At 43.1% G+C, this 21,799-nt stretch carries 23 protein-coding genes; 4 read left to right on the top strand and 19 right to left on the bottom strand.

The genetic code is table 11. The features are described 5' to 3' along the window. Nucleotides 1-91: 91 nt before the first annotated feature. The 9 genes from NMM26_RS07700 to NMM26_RS07740 form a co-directional block, all read right to left on the bottom strand. Nucleotides 92-1,033, bottom strand: coding sequence for a 3'-5' exoribonuclease YhaM family protein (locus tag NMM26_RS07700; protein ID WP_254754145.1), 942 nt, complete (start codon nt 1,031-1,033; stop codon nt 92-94). Continuing rightward, on the bottom strand, nt 1,023-2,279 hold the full coding sequence (gene rmuC, locus NMM26_RS07705; protein WP_024057085.1) for a DNA recombination protein RmuC: 1,257 nt from the start codon (nt 2,277-2,279) through the stop codon (nt 1,023-1,025). Before rmuC ends, NMM26_RS07700 begins: the two co-directional genes overlap by 11 nt. Before the next feature lies 1 nt (nt 2,280). Next, a complete protein-coding gene (locus tag NMM26_RS07710; RefSeq protein ID WP_254754146.1) occupies nt 2,281-2,943 on the bottom strand; it encodes a thiamine diphosphokinase in 663 nt (220 codons plus the stop codon). Beyond that, nucleotides 2,906-3,562 (bottom strand): ribulose-phosphate 3-epimerase, encoded by a 657-nt coding sequence (rpe, locus tag NMM26_RS07715; RefSeq protein ID WP_004255827.1) that lies wholly within the window; start codon nt 3,560-3,562, stop codon nt 2,906-2,908. Before rpe ends, NMM26_RS07710 begins: the two co-directional genes overlap by 38 nt. A gap of 10 nt (nt 3,563-3,572) precedes the next feature. Next, nucleotides 3,573-4,451, bottom strand: a complete 879-nt coding sequence (gene rsgA, locus NMM26_RS07720) for a ribosome small subunit-dependent GTPase A (RefSeq protein ID WP_254754164.1) — start codon at nt 4,449-4,451, stop codon at nt 3,573-3,575. A 1-nt stretch (nt 4,452) separates the two neighbouring features. Continuing rightward, nucleotides 4,453-5,325 carry a 16S rRNA (adenine(1518)-N(6)/adenine(1519)-N(6))-dimethyltransferase RsmA gene (gene rsmA, locus NMM26_RS07725; protein WP_001216838.1) on the bottom strand — a complete coding sequence of 291 codons (873 nt, stop codon included), beginning with the start codon at nt 5,323-5,325 and terminating at the stop codon, nt 4,453-4,455. 12 nt (nt 5,326-5,337) lie between these two features. Further along, on the bottom strand, nt 5,338-5,634 hold the full coding sequence (locus NMM26_RS07730; RefSeq protein ID WP_061864500.1) for a hypothetical protein: 297 nt from the start codon (nt 5,632-5,634) through the stop codon (nt 5,338-5,340). Nucleotides 5,635-5,741: 107 nt separating this feature from the next. Next, nucleotides 5,742-6,308, bottom strand: coding sequence for a ribonuclease M5 (gene rnmV, locus NMM26_RS07735; protein WP_000659993.1), 567 nt, complete (start codon nt 6,306-6,308; stop codon nt 5,742-5,744). Next, on the bottom strand, nt 6,308-7,081 hold the full coding sequence (locus tag NMM26_RS07740; RefSeq protein WP_033684736.1) for a TatD family hydrolase: 774 nt from the start codon (nt 7,079-7,081) through the stop codon (nt 6,308-6,310). Before NMM26_RS07740 ends, rnmV begins: the two co-directional genes overlap by 1 nt. 156 nt (nt 7,082-7,237) lie before the next feature. Here NMM26_RS07740 and NMM26_RS07745 point away from each other — a divergent pair, with 156 nt between their 5' ends. After that, the gene (locus NMM26_RS07745; RefSeq protein ID WP_254754147.1) at nt 7,238-9,082 is read left to right on the top strand and encodes an APC family permease; all 1,845 of its coding nucleotides are present in this window, start codon (nt 7,238-7,240) and stop codon (nt 9,080-9,082) included. Nucleotides 9,083-9,173: 91 nt separating this feature from the next. On the opposite strand, the gene NMM26_RS07750 is transcribed toward NMM26_RS07745, so the two are convergent. The 4 genes from NMM26_RS07750 to NMM26_RS07765 all read right to left on the bottom strand — a co-directional run bounded on the left by NMM26_RS07750 (nt 9,174) and on the right by NMM26_RS07765 (nt 13,218). Further along, nucleotides 9,174-11,138 carry a peptide ABC transporter substrate-binding protein gene (locus tag NMM26_RS07750; protein ID WP_254754148.1) on the bottom strand — a complete coding sequence of 655 codons (1,965 nt, stop codon included), beginning with the start codon at nt 11,136-11,138 and terminating at the stop codon, nt 9,174-9,176. 137 nt (nt 11,139-11,275) lie between these two features. Next, nucleotides 11,276-11,410 carry a 50S ribosomal protein L34 gene (rpmH, locus tag NMM26_RS07755; protein ID WP_000831905.1) on the bottom strand — a complete coding sequence of 45 codons (135 nt, stop codon included), beginning with the start codon at nt 11,408-11,410 and terminating at the stop codon, nt 11,276-11,278. A 144-nt stretch (nt 11,411-11,554) separates the two neighbouring features. Then, a complete protein-coding gene (locus NMM26_RS07760; protein ID WP_000666455.1) occupies nt 11,555-12,769 on the bottom strand; it encodes a pyridoxal phosphate-dependent aminotransferase in 1,215 nt (404 codons plus the stop codon). 155 nt (nt 12,770-12,924) lie between these two features. Further along, nucleotides 12,925-13,218 (bottom strand): hypothetical protein, encoded by a 294-nt coding sequence (locus tag NMM26_RS07765; RefSeq protein ID WP_004241144.1) that lies wholly within the window; start codon nt 13,216-13,218, stop codon nt 12,925-12,927. A 161-nt stretch (nt 13,219-13,379) separates the two neighbouring features. On the opposite strand from NMM26_RS07765, the gene NMM26_RS07770 reads away from it, so the two are divergent. Next, nucleotides 13,380-13,832, top strand: a complete 453-nt coding sequence (locus NMM26_RS07770; protein ID WP_000079148.1) for a universal stress protein — start codon at nt 13,380-13,382, stop codon at nt 13,830-13,832. A 30-nt stretch (nt 13,833-13,862) separates the two neighbouring features. Here the strand turns inward: NMM26_RS07770 and NMM26_RS07775 are convergent, their stop codons facing one another. Further along, nucleotides 13,863-15,251, bottom strand: a complete 1,389-nt coding sequence (locus NMM26_RS07775; RefSeq protein ID WP_254754149.1) for a Cof-type HAD-IIB family hydrolase — start codon at nt 15,249-15,251, stop codon at nt 13,863-13,865. Nucleotides 15,252-15,316: 65 nt separating this feature from the next. Between NMM26_RS07775 and NMM26_RS07780 the strand changes: the two genes are divergently transcribed. After that, nucleotides 15,317-16,279, top strand: a complete 963-nt coding sequence (locus tag NMM26_RS07780; protein ID WP_125443423.1) for an asparaginase — start codon at nt 15,317-15,319, stop codon at nt 16,277-16,279. Between the two features lie 51 nt (nt 16,280-16,330). Here the strand turns inward: NMM26_RS07780 and ccpA are convergent, their stop codons facing one another. After that, nucleotides 16,331-17,341 carry a catabolite control protein A gene (gene ccpA, locus NMM26_RS07785; protein WP_254754150.1) on the bottom strand — a complete coding sequence of 337 codons (1,011 nt, stop codon included), beginning with the start codon at nt 17,339-17,341 and terminating at the stop codon, nt 16,331-16,333. 238 nt (nt 17,342-17,579) lie between these two features. Here ccpA and NMM26_RS07790 point away from each other — a divergent pair, with 238 nt between their 5' ends. Next, the gene (locus NMM26_RS07790) at nt 17,580-17,897 is read left to right on the top strand and encodes a DUF960 domain-containing protein (protein WP_033681210.1); all 318 of its coding nucleotides are present in this window, start codon (nt 17,580-17,582) and stop codon (nt 17,895-17,897) included. 159 nt (nt 17,898-18,056) lie between these two features. On the opposite strand, the gene folK is transcribed toward NMM26_RS07790, so the two are convergent. The 4 genes from folK to folP are packed head-to-tail and all read right to left on the bottom strand — an operon-like array spanning nt 18,057 to nt 21,748. After that, nucleotides 18,057-18,869: a 2-amino-4-hydroxy-6-hydroxymethyldihydropteridine diphosphokinase gene (gene folK / locus NMM26_RS07795; protein ID WP_254754151.1), complete on the bottom strand. Its 813-nt coding sequence runs from the start codon at nt 18,867-18,869 to the stop codon at nt 18,057-18,059. A 42-nt stretch (nt 18,870-18,911) separates the two neighbouring features. Then, nucleotides 18,912-19,466, bottom strand: a complete 555-nt coding sequence (gene folE / locus NMM26_RS07800) for a GTP cyclohydrolase I FolE (RefSeq protein WP_000380913.1) — start codon at nt 19,464-19,466, stop codon at nt 18,912-18,914. Further along, complete coding sequence (locus NMM26_RS07805; RefSeq protein WP_254754152.1) at nt 19,447-20,769, bottom strand: folylpolyglutamate synthase/dihydrofolate synthase family protein; 1,323 nt, start codon at nt 20,767-20,769, stop codon at nt 19,447-19,449. Before NMM26_RS07805 ends, folE begins: the two co-directional genes overlap by 20 nt. A gap of 1 nt (nt 20,770) precedes the next feature. Further along, on the bottom strand, nt 20,771-21,748 hold the full coding sequence (gene folP, locus NMM26_RS07810; RefSeq protein ID WP_254754153.1) for a dihydropteroate synthase: 978 nt from the start codon (nt 21,746-21,748) through the stop codon (nt 20,771-20,773). Between the last annotated feature and the right edge of the window lie 51 nt (nt 21,749-21,799).

Consider the following 21,799-nt stretch of genomic DNA (forward strand, 5'->3'; position numbering starts at 1 on the left):
TCATTTAATTTTGATATTTTATCTATTATACCATATTCACATAAAAAAACGAACATTCTTATCCTAAAAAATGCTCATTTTTCTTAAATTGTTAATCTAAATCTGGTTTATAGAAGGAACGATTGTCCATAGCGAAGATTTTATTGGTCATCTCTCCTTTATCTACCAAAGCAAGAGCTGTTGACATCATCATCATGCTAGCATCCAGATTGTCAATCATATGGATAATCTCTGCTTCCATAATGCGTGGACGGACTGGACTTCCATACTCAAGTAAGCCATGGTGACTAAGGATTACGTGACGAAGCAGAACGACTTCTTCCTTGGTATCATCGATGCCGAGTTCCATCACTGTCTTGGTAATTTCACTATCAATCAGAGCGATATGCCCAAGGAGATTGCCTCTAACTGTGTATTCGGTCTGGTCTGGTCCCGTCAACTCGATGACTTTAGCTAAGTCATGCAGCATAATCCCTGCATAGAGCAGGCTCTTATTGAGCTGAGGATAGACTTCGCTAATAGCATCCGCCAAACGCACCATGGTCGCCGTATGATAAGCCAAACCCGTTTCAAAGGCATGGTGATTAGTCTTGGCAGCTGGATAGGAGTAAAATTCCTTATCATACTTGGTGTAGAGCTTTCGAACAATCCGTTGCCAAACAGGATTTTCAATTTTAAAAATCATTTGCGACATGTAGTCACGGATTTCCCTGACATCAACTGGCGACTTGACCTTGAAATCAGCTGAATCATTGGGTTCACCAGGCTGAGGCAAGCGGAGGGTAATTTGATTGACTTGAGGGGTGTTGTTATAAACTTCTCGGCGTCCTTTCATGTGGACAACCTTACCTGCGGTAAAGGCCTCAACGTTATGAGGTTGAGCATCCCAGAGTTTCCCTTCAATCTCGCCACTATCATCTTGGAAGGTAAAGGCTAGGTAGTTTTTCCCAGCGCGAGTTTGTCTAAGGTCAGCTGACTTGATTAGGTAAAAGCCTTCAAACAGCTCATCTTTTTTCATGTGACTAATCTTCATATTCTTCCTCATTTTCTTGGAAATGGAGTAGATCAAGCGCAGGCTCACCTTCTGACAACTCAATGTGACGGAGCGTCCGCTCGATAGCTGTGGTGCGACGGTTTAATAATTCATCAATATTGCCAGAGGCATGTTGGAGATGTTTTTGTGCCTTGACCAGAATACCACCAAACTTGCCAAACTCGGTTTTGACACTGGCAAGCGTCTTGCTGATATGGTCGGCACTCTTTTGGATATTAAGGGTTTTGAAACCAACTGATAGGGAATTGAGAAGAGCTGATAGGGTACTTGGACCTGCGACAATAATCTGCTCCTCCCGTCTCAAATCATCAAAGAAGACCGGATTGCGGACGATTTCTGAGTAGAGACCTTCTGTCGGAACAAACAAAACTCCAAAATTGGTCGTCCGAGGTGGTGCTATGTACTTGCTCTTAATATCCTTGGCAAAGCGTTTGACGCTGGCTAGGAGTGACTTGCGACAGCGTTCGATCTCGTCCTTGTCACCAGCTTCATAGGCTTCTTCTAAGCGGTAATAATCTGCCAGTGGAAACTTGGAGTCAATCGGTAAGTAGACATATTCCAGGTCACCCTGTCCAGGCAACTTGATGGCATACTCCACTCGTTCACTAGAGTTTTCAACCGTTGCGTATTCTCGTTCATACTGGGCAGGGGTCATGATGTCCTCAATAATTTGCCCCAATTGCAATTCTCCCAGAATCCCTCGCGTCTTGGTTCCAGAGAGAACCTTGTTGAGGGCGCCGACATCGCGGGCAACTATCTGCATTTCTCCAAGACCACGATTGACAGACTCCAATTGTTTGGAAACTGTCTCAAAGGAGGCCTGCAAGCGTGTCTGTAAGGTTTTTTCTAGTTTTTCCTCGACTGTTTGGCGCATTTGTTCCAAGCGTTGCTCATTTGATTCCTGCAAGGCTTGGAGACGTTGGTCAGTCTTGTCTCTGGTTTGGAGGAGATTATCTGTCATTTCTTGACGAACTTGAGTTAAGCCTTGGTGCAATTCCATTCGAACTTCTTGCAAACGGTCGCTGACAGCTACTTCCAAGTCTTTTTGATCCAACTGGCTGGCTTGTCTGGCTTGTTCAAAACGGTAATCCAACTGGTCTGATAGATGATCTGCCTGATCCTCCAAGCTCTTACTTAGATGTTTTTCCTGTTTATCCTGCCTTTGCCAAATCAGAAAGATACCAGCTAGGTTGGCAATTAATAATAGAACTAATAAACTTTCCATCCTACCTCCTGTCCTTACTATGTAGCACGACCACATAGCCATCTGGGCAAGTCACCGACACTTCCCTATCTATATATTCGTTAGAAGCGTACACTTTTTTAAAGAAAAAATTTTCCTCTGTCAACTCATACTTAGCACCGAGAATGGTCAGCTGGCTATCTCGAACTGGCATAAAGGCAAGATAGTCATAGTCCGAGCGAGGTTCTAGCTGACTGGTCCCTTCTGGACAATAGGCAATTAAATTTTGCCCATCCTCAATTTCTATCTGGCGCATATAAGGCGCCAACTTGGGATTGCTAGGCAAAAAGACATTGGCCAGCATATGATCAATACGGCCACCCAAAGCACCAAAAATAGTAACCTCAGCCTGAGGATTTTGCTCAAAGATGGTTAAGAGAGCCAATTCCAAATCTGTATCATCTTTTTCTGGTTGGGCTTGGACAAAATACTGGGCACGTTTTTGAATCACCTGTCGCTCTTCTTCCGTCACAGAATCAAAATCTCCGACTGCTAGAGTAAGAGGCAAATCTTCTTCCAAGACCCAGAGAGAACCTCGATCCACACCGACAAATCTATCAAAGTCCGTCCGATAATGACCACGATCTCCACCTGCAAAAACGGCAACCCTAGTCCAGTTGTTTTCTGAGAGTTTGTACTCGCTCATTGACATCTCCCTTAAAGACATAGGAACCTGCTACAAAAACGGTCGCACCAGCTTCTTTGGCTTGAGCAATGGTTTGATCATCGATCCCGCCATCGACTTCGATTTCAAAGTTCAAGCCTTTTTCATCACGAAGGGCAACCAACTCACGGACCTTATCCATGGTTTCAGGCAAAAAGGCTTGCCCACCAAAGCCTGGGTTAACTGTCATGACTAAAACTTGGTCAACTAGATGAAGGACGTGCTTGATGGCTTCAACAGGCGTACCAGGATTGATGACAACTGATGGTTTGACACCGAGTGAACGAATTTTTTGGAGGGCACCATGAATATGAGGCGTTGCTTCCACATGGATACTGATGATATCCGCACCTGCACGCGCAAAGTCTTCTAAATGATGCTCTGGATTAGCTACCATCAAGTGGCAGTCAAAGACCATCTTGCTATGAGGTCGAAGAGCTTCGACCACACCTGCACCAAAACTGATTTGTGGTACAAAGTGACCATCCATGATATCGATATGGGCATATTCTGCACCAGTTGCTTCTAGACGTTTGATTTCACGTTCAAAGTTGGCATAATCTGCTGCCAGAATTGACGGAGCAATCTTGTATTGAGACATAGGTTTCTCCTTATTTTGGAATTTTTTTGCTGACTTTTTTATAAGTTTCTCTGCGATTTTCAATCTCACTGAGGAATTGCAGGTAGTTGTCAAAACGGAAGGTGGCAATGATGCCCTCTTCTACTGCTGGTTTCACTGCACAAGATGGTTCATGAGTATGCGTACAAGTACGGAACTTACAGTCGCGACTGACACTAGCAATCTCCGGAAAGGCCTGGTTTAGCTCTTCAGCACTTGATACTTCATAATCTAGCGACGAAAAACCTGGTGTATCTGCGATTTTGCCACCATTGAGATTGTAAAAACTAACAGCTCGAGTAGTATGGCGACCACGGCCTAGACTATCAGAGATTTCTCCCGTCTCTAGATTGAGGTCAGGTGCAATTTTATTAAGTAGGGTTGACTTCCCAACACCTGTCTGCCCCATAAAGACTGTCACTTTGGCTGTCAACAAGGGTAAGAGTTCCTCTTTACTAGTCACAAAATCGTAACCAATAGCACGATAAGTCTTCTCGTAAAAATCCAGTTCTCCCCCATCTTCCAGTAAGTCCATCTTGGAAATATAGACGATAGGATGAATGACCTTATGCTCTAAAAGAACCAAGAAACGATCCAGCAAGTTGCTATTAAAGTCAGGTTCTTTAACGGACATAATGACAACGGCTTGGTCAATATTGACAATAGGCGGACGGACCAGACTGTTTTTCCGTTCATGAATCTTGAGGATATAGCCTTCTGAATTTTCCTCGGCAGAAAAATCTACCCAGTCTCCAACGTAAGGAGTATGGCCTTTTTTACGGAAATTTCCACGCGCGCGTGTTTGATAGACCTGGCCATCACTCTCTACATAATAGAACCCAGCCAAGGCTTTAATGATTTGTCCCTGCATTTTAAAGTCCTTGTCCTTTAAGTGCATCTGCTAGGCTGGCAAATTCTGCCAAGCTGAGAGCTTCCCCACGCACACTTGGTGACAAGCCTGCTTGGTCCAAAGCCTTGGTCAGCTTGTCCTTGACCTCTTCAGTCTTGCCAAAGTAACCTGTCAGGTTATTCCATAAAGTCTTGCGTCGATGAGTGAAACTAGCCTTAGAAACCTTAAAGAAGAAGTTCTCGTCTTCCACTGCTACGGCTGGTTCTGGACGACGCACCATTTTCAAAATAGCAGAGTCCACGTTTGGCGCTGGCACAAAGACCGTACGAGGCACGATGAAAGCAACCTTGGCAGTCATGTAATACTGCACCGCAATCGACAAGCTACCGTAAGCCTTGGTATTCGGCTGGGCTGAAATGCGGTCTGCCACTTCTTTCTGCATCATAACAACAAACTCACTAAAAGGAATCCCACTCTCGATTAAGTGCATGAGAATAGGCGTCGTGATGTAGTAAGGTAAATTAGCCACTACCTTGATTGGCAGGTCAGGATTTTTGAAATTCTGGATATGTTGCGCCAAATCAACCTTGAGAATGTCCTCGTTGACTACGGTAACATTGTCAAAATCACGCAAGGTATCTGCCAAAATCGGTACCAAACGATGGTCAATTTCAAAGGCCATGACCTCTGCTGCACGCTCAGCCAGAAACTCGGTCAAGGCACCAATCCCTGGCCCGATTTCGATGACATTAACCTGGTCATCAATCTCAGCCGTATCCACGATTTTTTGAAGAATATTGGTATCCGTCAAAAAATTTTGCCCGAAGGACTTTTTAAAGGTAAAACCGTGACGCTCCAGCACTGCCTTGGTCACGCTGTAATCTGCAATTCTCATTTATTCTCTTTTCTAATATGAACGACGATATATCCAAACAAAATCATTTCCTCTAGAACCCTGATGAATCAGGTCTTTTAAATAAACATTTGGATTCGTCAATTCTTTTGTTTCTGTATTATAACTTGTTATTGTCTTTCCACCATGTCGTAGAAGCCATTCCGTATCCAATCTAGGCAGATATCTGTCCTTTTGAAGAAAACTACAAAACTCCTCAACTGTCATATCCTCCGGGACATCAAGATCCATCTGATGAGAGAAAACATCATCACCCATACAGACAGAATCTCTATCAACTCGTATTTTCATTTCACTCTTTCCTTGTAAACATCTATTTAAATATTATCAAAGTGAATCCCCTGACATAAATCTACTTACTACTATTGTAACACATTCCCCTTACATTTGGGGTCTGCTTAGCTGTTCTCATAAGATTTCATAGCTTCTTCCACTTCTGCCAAGGTAACCCCAAACAACTCTAGGCGTTTGAGGAGTTGCTTGCCGTTGGAATAGCCAATTCGGAGAGCCTCTCCTAGATATTCTCGTCGCTTACGGCTGTCTGCCCCTGCTAGAAAACCAAGGCGAATCAAGTCGCTACGACTGATATCAAACTGACTCTCATGTTCAAATTGTTCTGTAATCTGAGCTAGAGCCATTTTCAGGTCTTCATAGCTGGCATGCTCAATTCCCAGAGAACGGCCCTTGGTCTTGGACTTGGGAACAGCTTCATCTCGTTTGAGGAAGGCATGCTGAACTGTTGGAATAGCCGTCATAATCATGCGACGAATCCGCTCCCCATTAAAATCTGGGTCTGTAAAGACAATGACTCCATGAAGCTCATGTAGGCGCTGAATACGTGCAATATCTTGCTCATTGATGGCAGAACCTCGTGTCTCATAGGTCTCTACATCGAAATAGCGTTTGAGATTGGCCGTATCATCGCGCCCTTCGACCACGATAACTTGGGAAATTTTTTCTTTCATTACTTGCTGTCCAATCCAAAAATTCGTTCTGCATTTGCAGTTGTTATCGCCGCTAGCTCTTCTGTCGTCATACCACGTAAGTCGGCGATAAAGTCCACTACATAGCGAGTGTAGGCTGTTTTATTTTCACGACCACGTTTAGGAACAGGAGCCAAGTAAGGCGCATCCGTCTCCACCAAAATCTTGTCCAAAGGAAGTTCTCTAGCCGCCTCTTGGATGTCGGTGGCCTTCTTAAAAGTCACCACTCCTGAGAAGGAAATAGTCATGCCAAGCGCGACAAACTTCTCTGCCCACTCAAGAGTCCCTGAAAATGAGTGCATAATCCCACCACGAGGACCAACGCCCTCACTTTTGATAATCTCATAGGTATCTTCCAGCGCATCACGAGTATGGACAACAAAAGGTAAATCCAAGTCCTTAGATAACTGAATCTGACGGCGAAAAACCTGCTCCTGCACCTCTTTTGGCGCTGTCATCCAATGGTAGTCCAAACCAATCTCACCTAAAGCAACAACCTTGGGATGCTTGAGCTTATCAAGCAAGTAGGCTTCAATCTCCTCCGTGTAAGTCCCTGCTTCTGTCGGATGCCAACCAATAGTCGCATAGAGCTGGTCATACTCATCTACCAACTCCAAGGCACGCTCAATCGTCGGTTTATCAAAACCAACAATATTCATCTGTGTCACACCCATCTCAGCAGCTAAGGCGATTTCTTCTGCCTCATGACCTGCAAATTCTTCTACATTCAAGTGTGTATGTGTATCAAAAATCATCTCTTCTAACCTCGTTTTCTATCTTCTATTATACCAAAAAACTGCCCTCTCTCCTCATCTGTACAAAATATTCTAAAATCCATCGTCGTCTCTTGACGCTATTTTCCCAAAGCAGTATAATAGCACTTATTGAAATTTTCAGAAAAGGAAAATACAATGTTTACAAAATTAAAACAGACCTTTATCGGTCGTCCTCTTAAGTCCTTAACAGAAGGCGAGGGAGGTCTGCTGGGAAAAATGCAGGCCTTGGCCATGTTGTCAAGCGACGCTCTATCTTCCATTGCCTATGGGCCTGAGCAAGTAGTCCTCGTCTTGGCTAGTCTCTCTCCTCTTGCGATATGGTGGAGTCTTCCTATCGGCCTCTTTGTCCTCCTACTCCTAGCTAGCCTGACCGTCTCCTACCGTCAAATCATCCATGCCTACCCTCAAGGAGGAGGGGCCTATATGGTTACTCGAGAAAATCTATCTCCCGAACTTGGCTTAATTGCTGGAGGTAGTCTGCTGGTTGACTACATGCTGACTGTGGCGGTATCGGTGTCATCTGGAGCCGATGCTATCACAGCAGCTCTCCCTGCTCTCCACCCTTACAACCTCCACATTTCCATTTTTCTAGTTTGCTTGCTTATGCTCTTGAATTTACGGGGCTTAAAAGAATCTGCCAGTTCACTGATGATTCCTGTCTATCTCTTTATCATCAGTACTGTCTTTCTCTTGCTCTACGGAATCTTTCAACTAATGACAGGGTCTCTCAGCTATCAGGCAACTTCACCTATTGGGCATGCTGCTCCGAGCCTGTCTATCGTTCTCATTCTAAGAGCCTTTACCAGCGGCTCTGCCTCTCTGACAGGAGTTGAAGCTATTTCAAATGCCGTTCCCTTTTTCAAGGCTCCGAAAGAAAAGAATGCCGCTCAGACCTTGACCATCATGGCCTTGATTTTAGGTTTTCTTTTTGCAGGCATTACCTTCCTAAACTACTGGATGGGGATTATGCCTCAACACGGAGAAACTATTCTTTCACAGATGGCTCAAGGCATCCTTGGTAATTCCTTCTTAGGTCACCTTGGCTATTATATCTTCCAATTCTCCACAGCCTTGATTTTGGCCGTAGCTGCAAATACTGGCTTTTCGGCCTTCCCTATGCTAGCTTACAATATGGCTAAAAACAAATACATGCCCCATCTCTTTATGGAAAAAGGAGACCGCCTAGGCTACTCTAATGGAATTTTAACTCTGGCTTTTGGGGCTATGATTCTTCTTCTCATTTTTAATGGCAATACCGAACGTTTGATTCCCCTTTATACTATCGGGGTCTTCGTTCCCTTTGCCCTTTCTCAGACTGGGATGATTCGCCATTGGAAAAAAGAAAAAGGGGCAAATTTCTTAAAACCTGCCCTTGCCAATATCCTTGGAGCTATCATTTGCTACGCTATCGTGCTAATCCTGCTCTTTTTCCGTCTCAGTGATATCTGGCCTTTCTTCCCGATTATTCTCGTACTCACCCTACTTTTCTTGGCCATTCACAGTCATTACCAAAAAGTTGCCCAACAACTACGACTCTATGAAGGAATCGAAAAACGTACTTACGACGGCAATCTGGTTCTGGTCCTCGTAGGAAATGTCACCCGAGTCAGCGTTGGAGCCATTAACTACGCCCAAAGTATCGGTGACGAAGTCTTAGCCATGCACATTTCTACTAAGGAAACAGCAGAGAAAGACCAAGAAATTCTCCAAGAATTTGCCGATTACTTCCCAACCATTACTCTGAAAAATATCAAGACCAGCTACCGCGATATCATCACGCCTACTGTCAAGTATGTCAAACGGATATCCGAGGAAGCCCAGAAAAAGAACTATACAGTCACTGTTCTGGTACCCCAGTTTATCCCTAATAAACCTTGGCAAAATATCCTGCACAATCAGATGAGTCTCAAACTCAAATACGCCCTTCGTTGGCACCAAGACGTCGTTGTCGCTAGCTACTCATATCACTTAAAAGAATAAAGAAAAGGCCCTACCAGAACCAATAAGCGTCTGGTAAGGCCTTTTTCTGAATCCTATCACTATGCTTAACTGCAAAGCATGACTAGGAATATTATTGAATGTGGTTAGCTAAATCTTCCTGAGCTTTTTTATTTGACTCAGCTTTTTCTTTTAGCCATTTTTCGTAGAGTTCTTGGTACTGTTTAACAGTTACTGGCTCTTTTTGTAATTCAACATATTTGTAGTTATCCGCATTTCCTTTATGACCAACGAATGAGAATGGTCCTGTAAACGGTACAGTCTTACGGAAGATTGGGTTAGCTCCACCACTTTGAACTGGTAGGAACAAGGCGCTATCTGTCAACCAAGCTTGGGCTTCAGCATATTTTTCATAGCGAGCTTGAGTATCTGTGATTTCTGCGTCTGCCTGATCCAAGAGTTTCTTGTAGTCAGCAAGACCAATCTTGTCCTTAACTTCCTTGTCTTTTCCTTCAGACAAGCCCATGTTTTTCAACTGAGAACCTGTATCTGGATTAAGGATATCTAGGTAAGTTTTAGGATCTGAGTAATCTCCACCCCATCCTGAAATGTCGATGTCATAGTCTTTTTGTTCTGCTGTATCTGCAAAGTAGGTTGCTTGGTCTTTTTCATCTGGAGAAAGTTGGATAACATCGATGACCACATTCTCCTTACCAAGGGTTTCTTCCACTGTTTGTTTGAAAGAGCCGGCCTGTTGTACATCTAACTTAGCAGTCTGGTCAACTGGCATATCCAAATGAATTGGGAAAGTTACTCCCTGAGCTTGAAGACTTTCTTTGGCCTTCGCAAACTTCTCTTTGGCCTTTTCAGGATTCAAGAAGGCTTGTTTACCATCGTTTAGGTCGATATTTGCCCAATCTTTACCGTAGTTGACAATTTTCTCATTGACAATATCACCGAAGTTCTTATCACCAACTTGGACAAAGTTACTTGGTGTAACCGTGTTACGCAAGATACGGTCTGCTCCATCTTCACCATTTGTCTGTGCTGCATAGGCATGACGGTCAAAGGCAAAGTTGATAGCTTGACGGAAATCTTTATTCTGCATAGCTGCGCGTGAATCTGTCTTTTCCTTATCAGACTGTTTCATCGTCTGCTTATAGCTTTGACGATTAACGTTGAAAAGATAGTAGAAAGTAACTGAGTTTTGTGGTGTATAGGTAATCTTGTCCTCATTTCCCTTCTTAAGCTCAGCAAATACTGAACTTGTTGGGAAAATACGACCATCTGTATAGTTACCATCCAAGAATCCTCTTGCAATACTGTCTTGGTCAGAACCGTCAAAGAAAGAGAGTTTCACTTTCTCGATTTTGACATTGTCCTTATCCCAGTAGTTAGGGTTTTTATCAAACTCAATCAAAGATTTTGATGTGAAGGACTTAAACAAGTAAGGACCATTTGACAAGATACTTGATGGTGTCACACTTCCAAAGTCATCTCCCTTAGACTTCAAGAAAGCTTCATTTACAGGACTAAGAATACTTGCTGTTGTTTTAGAGTTCCAATAACTCTCAGGTTGGTTGAGAGTGTATTGTAGCGTGTAATCATCCACCGCCTTAACACCAACAGTTGCAAAATCAGATGATTTCCCTTCAACATAGTCTGCTAGTCCCTTGATAGAGTCTTGTACCAAGTACAAGTTTTCAGCCTTTTTATCAGCCGCATACTTGAGACCAGTCACAAAGTCATGAGCTGTTACATCCGCATACTCTTCTCCTTCAGAAGTATACCATTTAGCTCCCTGACGGATTTTATAAGTGTAAGTCAAACCATCTTTTGACACTGTCCATGACTCAGCCATAGACGGGATGAGATTGCCATACTGGTCATTTTCTAACAAACCATCAATCAAGTTGGTTGTGATACTAGATGTAGAATCTCGTGTAGAGGTAATATAATCCAAGGTATCTGGGTTATTGACAAAGATATAAGAGTAAGTCTTGTCTGCATTACTTGATTGGGAAGACCCACATGCCGCTAGAGCTAGACCTGCTGTCAAAGCCATAGCTCCAAAAAGCATAACTTTTGATTTCTTCATGATTATTCTCCATTTTTACAGTATGTGAAATATTATACACTATTTGAGCAAAAATATAAAGCCTTTTGAACTTTTTTTACAAAAATAAAAATCAGTAGACTCGAGTTCCTACTGATTTTTGTTATGGTTCGTTTGGATTATGCAGCCAAAACTTTGCGTCCTTTACGACGACGAGCTGCCAATACGCGACGACCGTTTTTAGTTGACATACGGTTACGGAATCCGTGTTTGCGCGCACGACGAAGTTTACTTGGTTGATAAGTACGTTTCACGATGAATACCTCCTCATAGATTTTGTATTCGTTTAGCCGGCTATAAAGTGATCAGTTACTAAACATACTTTACTATTCTATCTGATTCTTTCACTTTTGTCAATAGCTCAAGGCAAATGTTTCCAGCTTTTTCGAATGTAAGCCCTATCTACGATACTGTTTTAAGAATCGAGTCATCTTTTCTTGGATTTGGGCCAGTTCATCAACACGAGGAAGGTAAACGATACGGAAGTGGTCTGGTTCCTGCCAGTTAAAGCCTCGACCATGAACCAAGAGAACCTTTTCCTGCTTCAAGAAATCAAGGACAAACTGCTCATCATCATCGATGCGGTACATATTGCGGTCGATTTTAGGGAAGATATAGAGTCCAGCCTTGGGTTTAACAGCAGATAAACCTGGAATATCTTGAATGGCATTGTAGATGAAGTTTCTTTGCTCGTAAATTCGTCCACCAGGAAGGAGCAATTCATCAACTGATTGGTGACCACCCAAGGAAGTTTGTACGACTTGTTGGGCCAAAACGTTAGAGCAAAGGCGCATATTGGATAGCATATTGAGCCCTTCGATATATCCCTTGACATGAGTCTTAGGTCCAGACAAGACCATCCAACCCACACGGAAACCAGCAATACGGTGGGATTTTGATAGACCATTCATGCTGACACAGAAAACATCTGGTGCCAAACTAGCCACAGGCGTATGCACATGTCCATCCATAACCATGCGGTCATAGATTTCATCCGCAAAGATAATCAAATCGTTTTGACGGGCAATCTCAATAATCTCCAGCAAGAGTTCCTTCGGATAAAGGGCTCCAGTTGGGTTATTTGGATTGATAAGGACGATTGCCTTGGTATTGGAAGTGATTTTTGACTTGATATCGTCAATATCTGGGTACCATTCTGCAGCTTCATCACAGATATAGTGAACGGCATTTCCTCCAGCTAGGCTGACAGCAGCTGTCCATAGAGGATAGTCTGGCATAGGCACCAAGACCTCATCCCCATTGTCCAAAAGTCCCTGCATGGACATGACAATCAGCTCACTGACACCATTTCCAAGGTAAATATCATCAATATCTACGTTAGGAAATTTCTTCAATTGGCAATACTGCATGATAGCCTTACGGGCTGAGAAAATCCCTTTGGAGTCAGAGTAACCTTCACTATCACGCGCATTCATAATCAAGTCATGAATGACCTCGTCTGGCGCTGTAAAGCCAAATTCTGCTGGATTTCCTGTATTCAGACGTAAAATCTTTTCTCCGTTTGCTCGCATTCGCATGGCTTCTTCCAAAACAGGACCACGGATATCATAAGCAACATGCTCTAACTTACTAGACTTGTTATATTCTTTCATCTTGTTTCCTCAATTCATCAGGATAGTAACATTATACCACTAGAAAGAAAATGCGACAAGTTTACTGAAATGTGTTACTAAAATCCTACAGAAGAAAAACCTCACTAAAAGCGAGGTTAAGACAGAGGAGATAGCAGGTGTTTTGCAAAGACAGATCACATACCAAAAGATAAACCTAGAAAAAGCAAGCCTAAAAAGGAGTCATAGAGAAGATTGAACATGAGGAAAAGCCCCCATATCATCAAGTAATCCCAACGCCCACTTCGTTTAGCGACTAGGAATAATACCAAATGGTAGAGTAAATGAAAGACTAAAAAGCCGATAAAACCTGGATAAAGAAGCGGTACCAGACTCTCTAATTGCCAGATCATGATAACTTCTACCAAGACTGAAACTAGGATAATTCCATAATAAAAGGAATTTGATTTTTGAAAAGAGTTTTTCATCATTCTCCCTCCCTTCACTTATTTCCTGCTATCCTTTCTTTTATTTTATCATATATTTATATAGATTTTAAGCGCTAACATTCTTTTGAAAAATACTTTTTTTGCTTTACTTCTATAGTGAAAAGGTTTACAATTATAGTAAGAAAATTTCAGGAGGTTTCATTATGGCACAACGTTACCAAAATATCATGGTCGCAATCGATGGTTCTAAGGAAGCGGACTTGGCTTTTGTCAAGGGAGTTCATTCTGCTCTACGAAACGACGCTAAACTCACCATCGCACATGTCATTGACACACGCGCTCTCCAAAGCGTATCCACCTTTGATGCTGAAGTTTACGAAGAACTCCAAGTAGACGCTGAAAGTCTGATGAAAGAGTACGAAAAACGTGCTAAAGATGCTGGTGTGGCAGATGTTCACATCGTCATTGAAATGGGAAATCCAAAGACCCTACTGGCACGTACTATTCCCGATGCTGAGGAAGTGGACCTCATCCTTGTTGGTGCCACTGGTCTCAACGCCTTTGAACGCCTCTTGGTTGGTTCTTCATCTGAATACATCCTCCGCCATGCTAAGGTCGATTTGCTGGTTGTGAGAGAACAAGAAAAAACCTTATAGTCGCAAAGAAAAGGAGCCCAGAGCTCCTTTTTACTGTTCTTTTCTCTCTTTATGGCGTTCGTAAGCCTTGAGCTGGCGCTGCAGTTCCTTTTTAATAGCAGGTTCTGGAGCATATTTTTCTTCCCAATCATCTGGTTTTAAAATTTTGTGGGTCACTGGATCAAAATGAGCCTTGCCATCTGGGAAAATTTTCCCCATATTGGCCTGATGGACAATATCAAAAATACGTTCTGGGTCCACCCCCATCAAAACAAAACTACCATAGGTAAAGTAAAGCGTGTCAATCAGGGCATCCACTTGCCCCACCAAATCTTCCTGGGCTGGCGTCTTCTTAGCTACTTTATCTGCTGCCTTATCAAGAGCCTGATGAAGTTGCGATAGAGCTTGACCAAAGTCCTCTTCAGAAGGACTGGCCGCTCGAACAAACTCCACCAATTCTTCTATTTTAAAACCAGCCCTGTGGGTTGCACCTTCTAAATCCCAAGCTCGAGGTTCTTCTTGAGTTCGTTCATCCATCATGTGGTGGAAGGTCTTGACCTTATTGAAATGATAGTCACGGCTGACAAAGACTTTTTCTGAAGCCAAAACACCAAAATGTTCCAAGGCCTTGTGAATTCCGTCTTGCTGATTGCTGGTAGTGATATGCTTGGCAACTTCCTTGACACTGCTACTACCATTTCCCATAGCGACCGACATACCCACACCTGCAAGCATTTCTAGGTCGTTATCTGAGTCACCAAAGGCCATCACTTGGTTGAGGTCAAAGCCATATTCTTTCCCAACTCTGCGAATACCTTCCAATTTAGAATTACCTTGATTGATGACATCCGCTGCAAATGGATTACTACGTGTCAATTTCAAGTCTTCAAAATCAGCTGCTGCCTTCTCAGATTCTTCTGGCGTCATCAACATCAAAACTTGGTAGATAGGCTGATTCATTAGATCAAGCAGGTCTTCTTCCTTTTGGGGAACAACCTTGCTGACCATACGATTAAAGGAATGACTCACCGTCCGAGTTAAAACAGAGGGAACGAAGCGACTGATTCGTTGGGAAAACGAACCCAGACCAAAAGACATGATTTTGGAACCCAGCATGGCATCCTTGGTCCCTAGGGCAATCTCCTTGCCCTCTTTTTTAGCATACGTAATGAGCTGGCGCAAATGTAACTTGGAAATTGGGCTCGTGAACAAGACTCTGTCTTTAGTAAAGATATACTGGCCATTATAGGTTACCGCAAAATCCAGATTCAAATCGTCCATCAATTCCTTAACAAAAAAAGGTCCTCGCCCTGTCGCTACACCAACTAGCACCCCTTGTTCTTTGACAATTTTAATCGCGTCCTTAGTGGATTTCAAAACACTCTTGCGATCGTTGACCAAGGTTCCATCGATATCAAAAAAAACAGCTTTGACTTCCATCCTATCCCAATCTCCCCTTTTGTGATACAATGATTATACCACATTTCAGAAAGAGTGAGTAAATCATGCCTAAGAAAATCCTTGTTTTACATACAGGTGGGACTATTTCCATGCAGGCCGATGCTTCTGGCGCTGTTGTGACTAGTTCAGATAATCCCATGAACCACGTGTCCAACCCACTTGAAGGAATCCAAGTCCACGCCTTGGACTTTTTTAACCTGCCAAGCCCTCATATCAAACCCAATCATATGCTAGCCCTCTACCAAAAAATTAAAGAGGAAGCTGCTAACTACGATGGAGTGGTGATCACACATGGGACCGATACTTTAGAGGAAACAGCCTATTTCCTTGACACCATGGAAGTTCCCCACATGCCAATTGTTCTAACAGGAGCCATGCGCAGCTCCAACGAACTCGGCAGTGACGGTGTTTATAATTATCTGAGTGCTTTGCGGGTAGCTAGCGATGACAAGGCTGCTGACAAAGGAGTTTTGGTCGTTATGAACGATGAAATCCACGCTGCCAAGTATGTTACCAAAACGCATACAACCAACGTCAGCACCTTCCAGACTCCAACACACGGTCCACTTGGTCTGATTATGAAACAGGAAATCCTCTACTTTAAAACAGCTGAACCTCGTGTTCGCTTTGACCTTAATCACATACAAGGCTTAGTCCCTATCATCTCTGCTTATGCTGGTATGACAGATGAGCTGATTGATATGCTTGATTTGGAACAATTGGACGGTTTGATTATCCAAGCCTTCGGAGCTGGTAATATTCCCAAAGAAACGGCTGAAAAGTTAGAAAGCCTTCTGCAAAAAGGAATCCCAGTCGCCCTTGTTTCACGATGCTTTAACGGTATTGCGGAACCTGTTTATGCCTACCAGGGCGGGGGCGTGCAGTTGCAAAAATCTGGTGTCTTCTTTGTTAAAGAACTCAACGCCCAAAAAGCCCGCCTAAAGCTCCTCATTGCCCTCAATGCCGGACTAACAGGACAGGCTTTGAAAGACTATATGGAAGGGTAAGTCTCTTCTCTAAAAACAAATCAGGAAATCTTCACGATTCCCTGATTTTTTCTATTTACGTTTTCGTGTTGAGCGGCGTTCTGTCAAACCATGAGGTAAGAGAACTTCACGTTCTTCCAACTCTTCCTTGTGCATAATCTTAGTCAACATACGCATGCTAATAGCACCAAGGTCATAGAGAGGTTGGGCGATAGTTGTCAAGTTTGGACGGGTAAAGCGTGAGATTTGTGAATCATCACTAGTAATGATTTCAAACTCTTCTGGTACTGACACACCGCGATCAGCCAAACCATTCAAGACACCTGCTGCCAATTCATCACCTGTCACAACTGCTGCAGTTGCATTTGATGAAATCAAGCGTTCTGCCAAGGCATAGCCATCCTCATAAGTGTATTTAGATTCAAATACCAATCCTTCGCTATAAGAAATACCTGCTTTTTTCAAGGCTTCCTTGTAGCCAACCAAACGAACCTTACCATTGATGTCATCCACTAGTGGACCGCTAACGAAAGCAATGCGCTCATTTTCTTTAGCAAGGTAGGTTACTGCATCAATCGTTGCTTGTTTGTAGTCAATATTGACACTTGGAAGCTGATGTTCTACATCCACAGTTCCTGCAAGAACAACTGGTGTCCGAGAGCGAGAAAACTCTGAACGAATTTTTTCAGTCAAGTGGTACCCCATAAAGATGATACCATCCACTTGCTTAGAAAATAGTGTATTGACAACTGAAACTTCCTTGTCATCGTCCTCATCACTATTAGCAAGGACGATATTGTACTTGTACATTTCAGCGATATCATCAATCCCTTTAGCAAGCGTTGAGAAATAGCCATTGGTAATATTTGGGATCACGACACCGACAGTGGTTGTCTTTTTACTTGCAAGACCACGCGCCACGGCATTTGGACGGTAATCCAAACGATCAATCACCTCAAGCACTTTTTTACGGGTGTTCTCTTTTACATTCTTATTGCCATTGACTACACGGCTAACCGTCGCCATTGAAACTCCTGCTTCACGGGCGACATCATAAATCGTTACTGTATCGTCTGTATTCATTCTATTTCCTTTCTATATCATACCTCACGAGACTCCAAAAAAAGAGACGGTATGAAAATTTCGTTTTCATGATTCTACTTATTCCATTTTATCACTATTTGTAAACACTTTCAAGTATTTTTTGAAGATTATTTGAAAAAAATTTCATAGAAAACTATGTTTATAAAGAAAAAAACACCTTTTCTTGATTTTTAATCCTATTTGCTGTATGATAATGGAAAAGAAAGGGGGCAGAAATATGGCTTTTACCAATACCCACATGCGGTCTGCTAGTTTTGGAATTGTTACCAGCTTGCCTGATGATGTCATTGACTCTTTTTGGTATATTATTGACCACTTCTTAAAAAATGTCTTTGAATTGGAAGAAGAACTCGAGTTTCAATTGCTCAATAACCATGGAAAAATCACCTTCCACTTTTCAAGTCAACATCTCCCTACAGCTATTGATTTTGACTTTAACCACCCTTTCGACCCTCTTTATCCGCCCAGAGTACTGGTTTTAGACATGGACGGTAGAGAAACTATCCTCCTCCCAGAAGAAAATGACCTATTTTAATACTCAAGGAAAATCAAAGAGCAAACTAGGAAGCTAGCCACAAGCTGCTCAAAACACTGTTTTGAGGTTGCAGATGGAAGCTGACGTGGTTTGAAGAGATTTTCGAAGAGTATAAAAACTCTAGCCTTCAGTTACAAGTGACTGAAAACTAGAGTTTTTCTATTTTTTCAAAGCATTATACAAGTTGCGGATAGGCTGCTTTAAGGTAGGATGGATAAAATGAGGCGCAAGTTCTTGTAATGATTCAAGGACAAAAAGACGTTCTGCTATGTAAGGATGAGGCAAGATAAGGTCGTCTGTATAAATGACCTGGTCCTCCACAAAGAGCAAGTCCAAATCAATCAAACGAGGTCCCCAATGCACTTCTCTCACCCGTCCCATCTCTGACTCAATGGCTAACAAAGTCTCTAATAGAACTGGGGCAGGTAACCAGGTTTCAACCTCAACCACTTGATTGGCAAAACTATCCTGCTCCACGCCACCCCAAGGCTCCGTCGTCAAGACACTAGACTCTTTGAGAATATGGATGCCACGAGATCGCATTTTCTCAATGGCTTGCTTCAAGTTGGCTTGCTTATCCCCCATGTTGCTTCCTAGGGCGATAAAAGCCCGTTGCTTGCGGCGATAGATGGTCACTGAGCAAGTATCTAGTGGCAAATGCACTGGTGCCCAGGGCTTTTTGAGTTCCAGCTTCATTTCTTGGACAAGAGGATAAGTCTCAAAGGTACGTTCTACCAGTTTGTAGGCTACCGTTTCAATCAAATCCTCAGTGCTCTCCTGAAACCAAGTCGTCCACTGCTGACACAATTCTCCATAATGGACAGAGGCTGTTAAATCCAAGTCTGTAGCCGCCTTGGTCATATCATAGGATAAGATGGCTGAAACGACAAACTTCTGCCCCAATTCTTTTTCACTAGGAAAAAGACCATGATAGGCAAAAATTTCCAAATCTTTAATCTGCAGTTGATCCATAATGATTCCTTTCTAGAAAAATCCGCCCAAAGCGGATTCTTTTTATAGTCCCATTAAACGATAAGCCTGGTCTCGGAGGTCCTTATCTGTTTCAAATAGACCACGAGCTACTGTCGTCAAGGTTGCAGTGCCAGGTTTTCTGACACCACGCATGCTCATACACATATGTTCCGCCTCAATAACAACAAAGGCTCCTTTAGCACCTAGATACTCCATCAAAGCATCGGCCACCTCGATATTCAAACGTTCTTGAATTTGTGGCTTTTTCGAATACACTTCAACCGTACGGGCCAGCTTAGACAAACCTGCCACACGTCCATCTGGGATGTAGGCAATGTGCGCTTTCCCATAAAATGGTAAGAAGTGGTGTTCACACATGGTATGGAAAAAGATATCCTTTTCTACCACCATATTATCATCAATAATCTCAAAGGATTTTGACAAATGTTCCTCCGCTGTTTGACCAAGACCTGAAAAAATCTCTTGGTACATACGAGCCACACGAGCAGGTGTTTCCTGCAAGCCCTCGCGATTAGCGTCCTCTCCTACAGCCTCGATAATCATTTTTACAGCTGCTTCAATCTTTTGTGTATCCATTCTCGTTTTTCCCCTCCATCAGATAGGCTCTCACTTGGCTCAAGAAATACAAGGAACCTGTGACAATCCTAACTGTTTGTTTCTCTTCTTTTTTATCTGTCAATTTCTGCTCTAGAAAATCCTGCCAACCTTGGTAGCTGAGATTTCTAGACTTAGCTGCCTCTTTCAGCACGTTTTCATCAGTCGCCCGACTATCGTCAAAATGTGTCAGAGTAAGCTCGGTATCTGGCATGGCCCCCAGCAAGTCCAACATATCCTCCAAGGCCTTGGTTTTGATACAAGTAAAGAGGATTTCCTTACGATAATCTGCAAAACGTTCTTGCAAGGTTGCTAATAAAGCCTTAATAGCATGGGGATTGTGGGCTCCATCCAAAATCATCAAGGGATCTCTTGACACGATTTCCAAACGCCCTGGCCAACTTGTTTCTTCCAAAGCTTGAGCAAGCAAGTGATTGCTTGCTAGCTCTCGACCATCTTCTTGACAAAAAGTATCAAGTAAAGCTATGGCCATCCCAGCATTCTCTATCTGGTGCAAACCCAACAGGCCAGTTTGGAAGCGACCTTGTCTGACAACACTTGTATAGTCAAAGACTTCGCCTGTAACCATACTCTTTTGATGGCGGACCTGATAATCTGTCCCGTAGGCAAATCTCGGCGCATCTTTCCCTTCCGCAATGCGGTCAATCACAGCCAAAGCTTCTGGAGCAATACGACCTGTCACCAAGGGAATACCTTGTTTGATAATACCAGCTTTCTGCTCTGCTATGGCTTCCAAGGTGTCACCAAGTAGGGCTACATGGTCCAATCCAATGGTCGTAATTCCTGTTAAAATAGGCTGGCAGACATTGGTACTATCTAAAAGCCCACCCATGCCGACTTCCATGATAGCCACATCTACTTGCTCTGAGGCAAAGTAATCATAGGCTATAGCTGTAATTATTTCAAACTCAGTTGTCCCCTGCAAATTGGTAGCCGATTCCCCTTCCAACAAAGACTGATAGTCTGCCATGAGGGCTTCTAGTCTAGCCTCTGGGATAGATTCCCCATTGATGCTAATCTGGTCTGTATAATGAATGAGATAGGGCGAGCTAAACACGCCAACTCTCAGCCCTAGCTTTTCTAGCATCTTTTTCAAAAAAGCAATGGTCGAACCCTTGCCATTGGTCCCTCCGATATGGATGACCTTGAGTTTGAGATGGGGATTGCCACGCAAAGCTAATAGTTCCTCCATTCGTTCCAAGCCAAAATGCGGTTGGTCCGTCCGGTAGTTAGCAATCCACTGATTGTTTTGAATTTCTTTCATCTTATTTATATTGTTTTAAATCTAAATCTTCCGCTTCATCAGCCAGACGAATGGCGGAGGCAATTTCAACTGCCATCCTGTGACTAACTACATCATGCACGCGCACCACTTCCACACCCTGTCTCGCAGCGATACTGGTTACATGAGCCGAAGCCGTATCTCGATTGCGGAAACCAAGTTCTGTCTCAGGATTGACTTCAAAACCATTTTCTTCAAGAATATTGATGACAAACCGCTTGCGCGACACTCCGAGAAAGATTGGATAGCCTTTCTGATGTAGTTTATCCAGATCCCGTAAAAGAAGCAGATTTTCTTTCTTGGTCAGACCAAAGCCAATTCCTGAATCCAGCAGGATGTTTTCTTGAGCAATCCCAGCTTCCTCTGCTCTCGCTAGTGCTCGTTCAAAAAAAGTCTCCATCAACTCTTCGATTGGCAATTTTTCAAAGTCAGCTAACTCTTCCTCTGTAAAAGCTTGTCCAAAACCAAAATGAGGAAAGATGAGCGAGCTAGGATGCTGAGGTCGAGCCATGACTGGATTAAACATAATGATTACTTTCGCTCCAGCCTTAGCAACCACATGGGCCATTTTTTCATCACCCATGAGACCAGTGATATCATTGACTAGATTGGCACCAGCAGCCAAAGCAGCCTCTGCCACCTGACTTTTCCAAGTATCAATAGAGATGAGGACATCACTTTCCTTGCGAATCGCTTTAATCACTGGAACAACACGCTGGATTTCCTCTTCTATCTCAACATAGCTGCTGCTTCCCGGCCGAGTCGATTCTCCGCCGATATCTAGCATGCTGGCTCCTTCTGCTATCAATTTACGAGCCTGCTGGAGTGCTTGCTCAAGAGCAAAAAATTGACCACCGTCCGAAAAGGAGTCTGGGGTTACATTGATAATTCCGCAAATAGCTGTCTTTGCATGATTGGCTTTACTTGACATATCGGTCACTCCCTCAAGGCTTTTCACCATATTATTTCTCTATTTTACCATAAAAAGAAAAAGATGGACACGATTGCATTC

This window comes from Streptococcus sp. CF7_Ac1-8 (assembly GCF_024295435.1).
In the GTDB taxonomy this organism is placed as follows: domain Bacteria; phylum Bacillota; class Bacilli; order Lactobacillales; family Streptococcaceae; genus Streptococcus; species Streptococcus mitis_AP.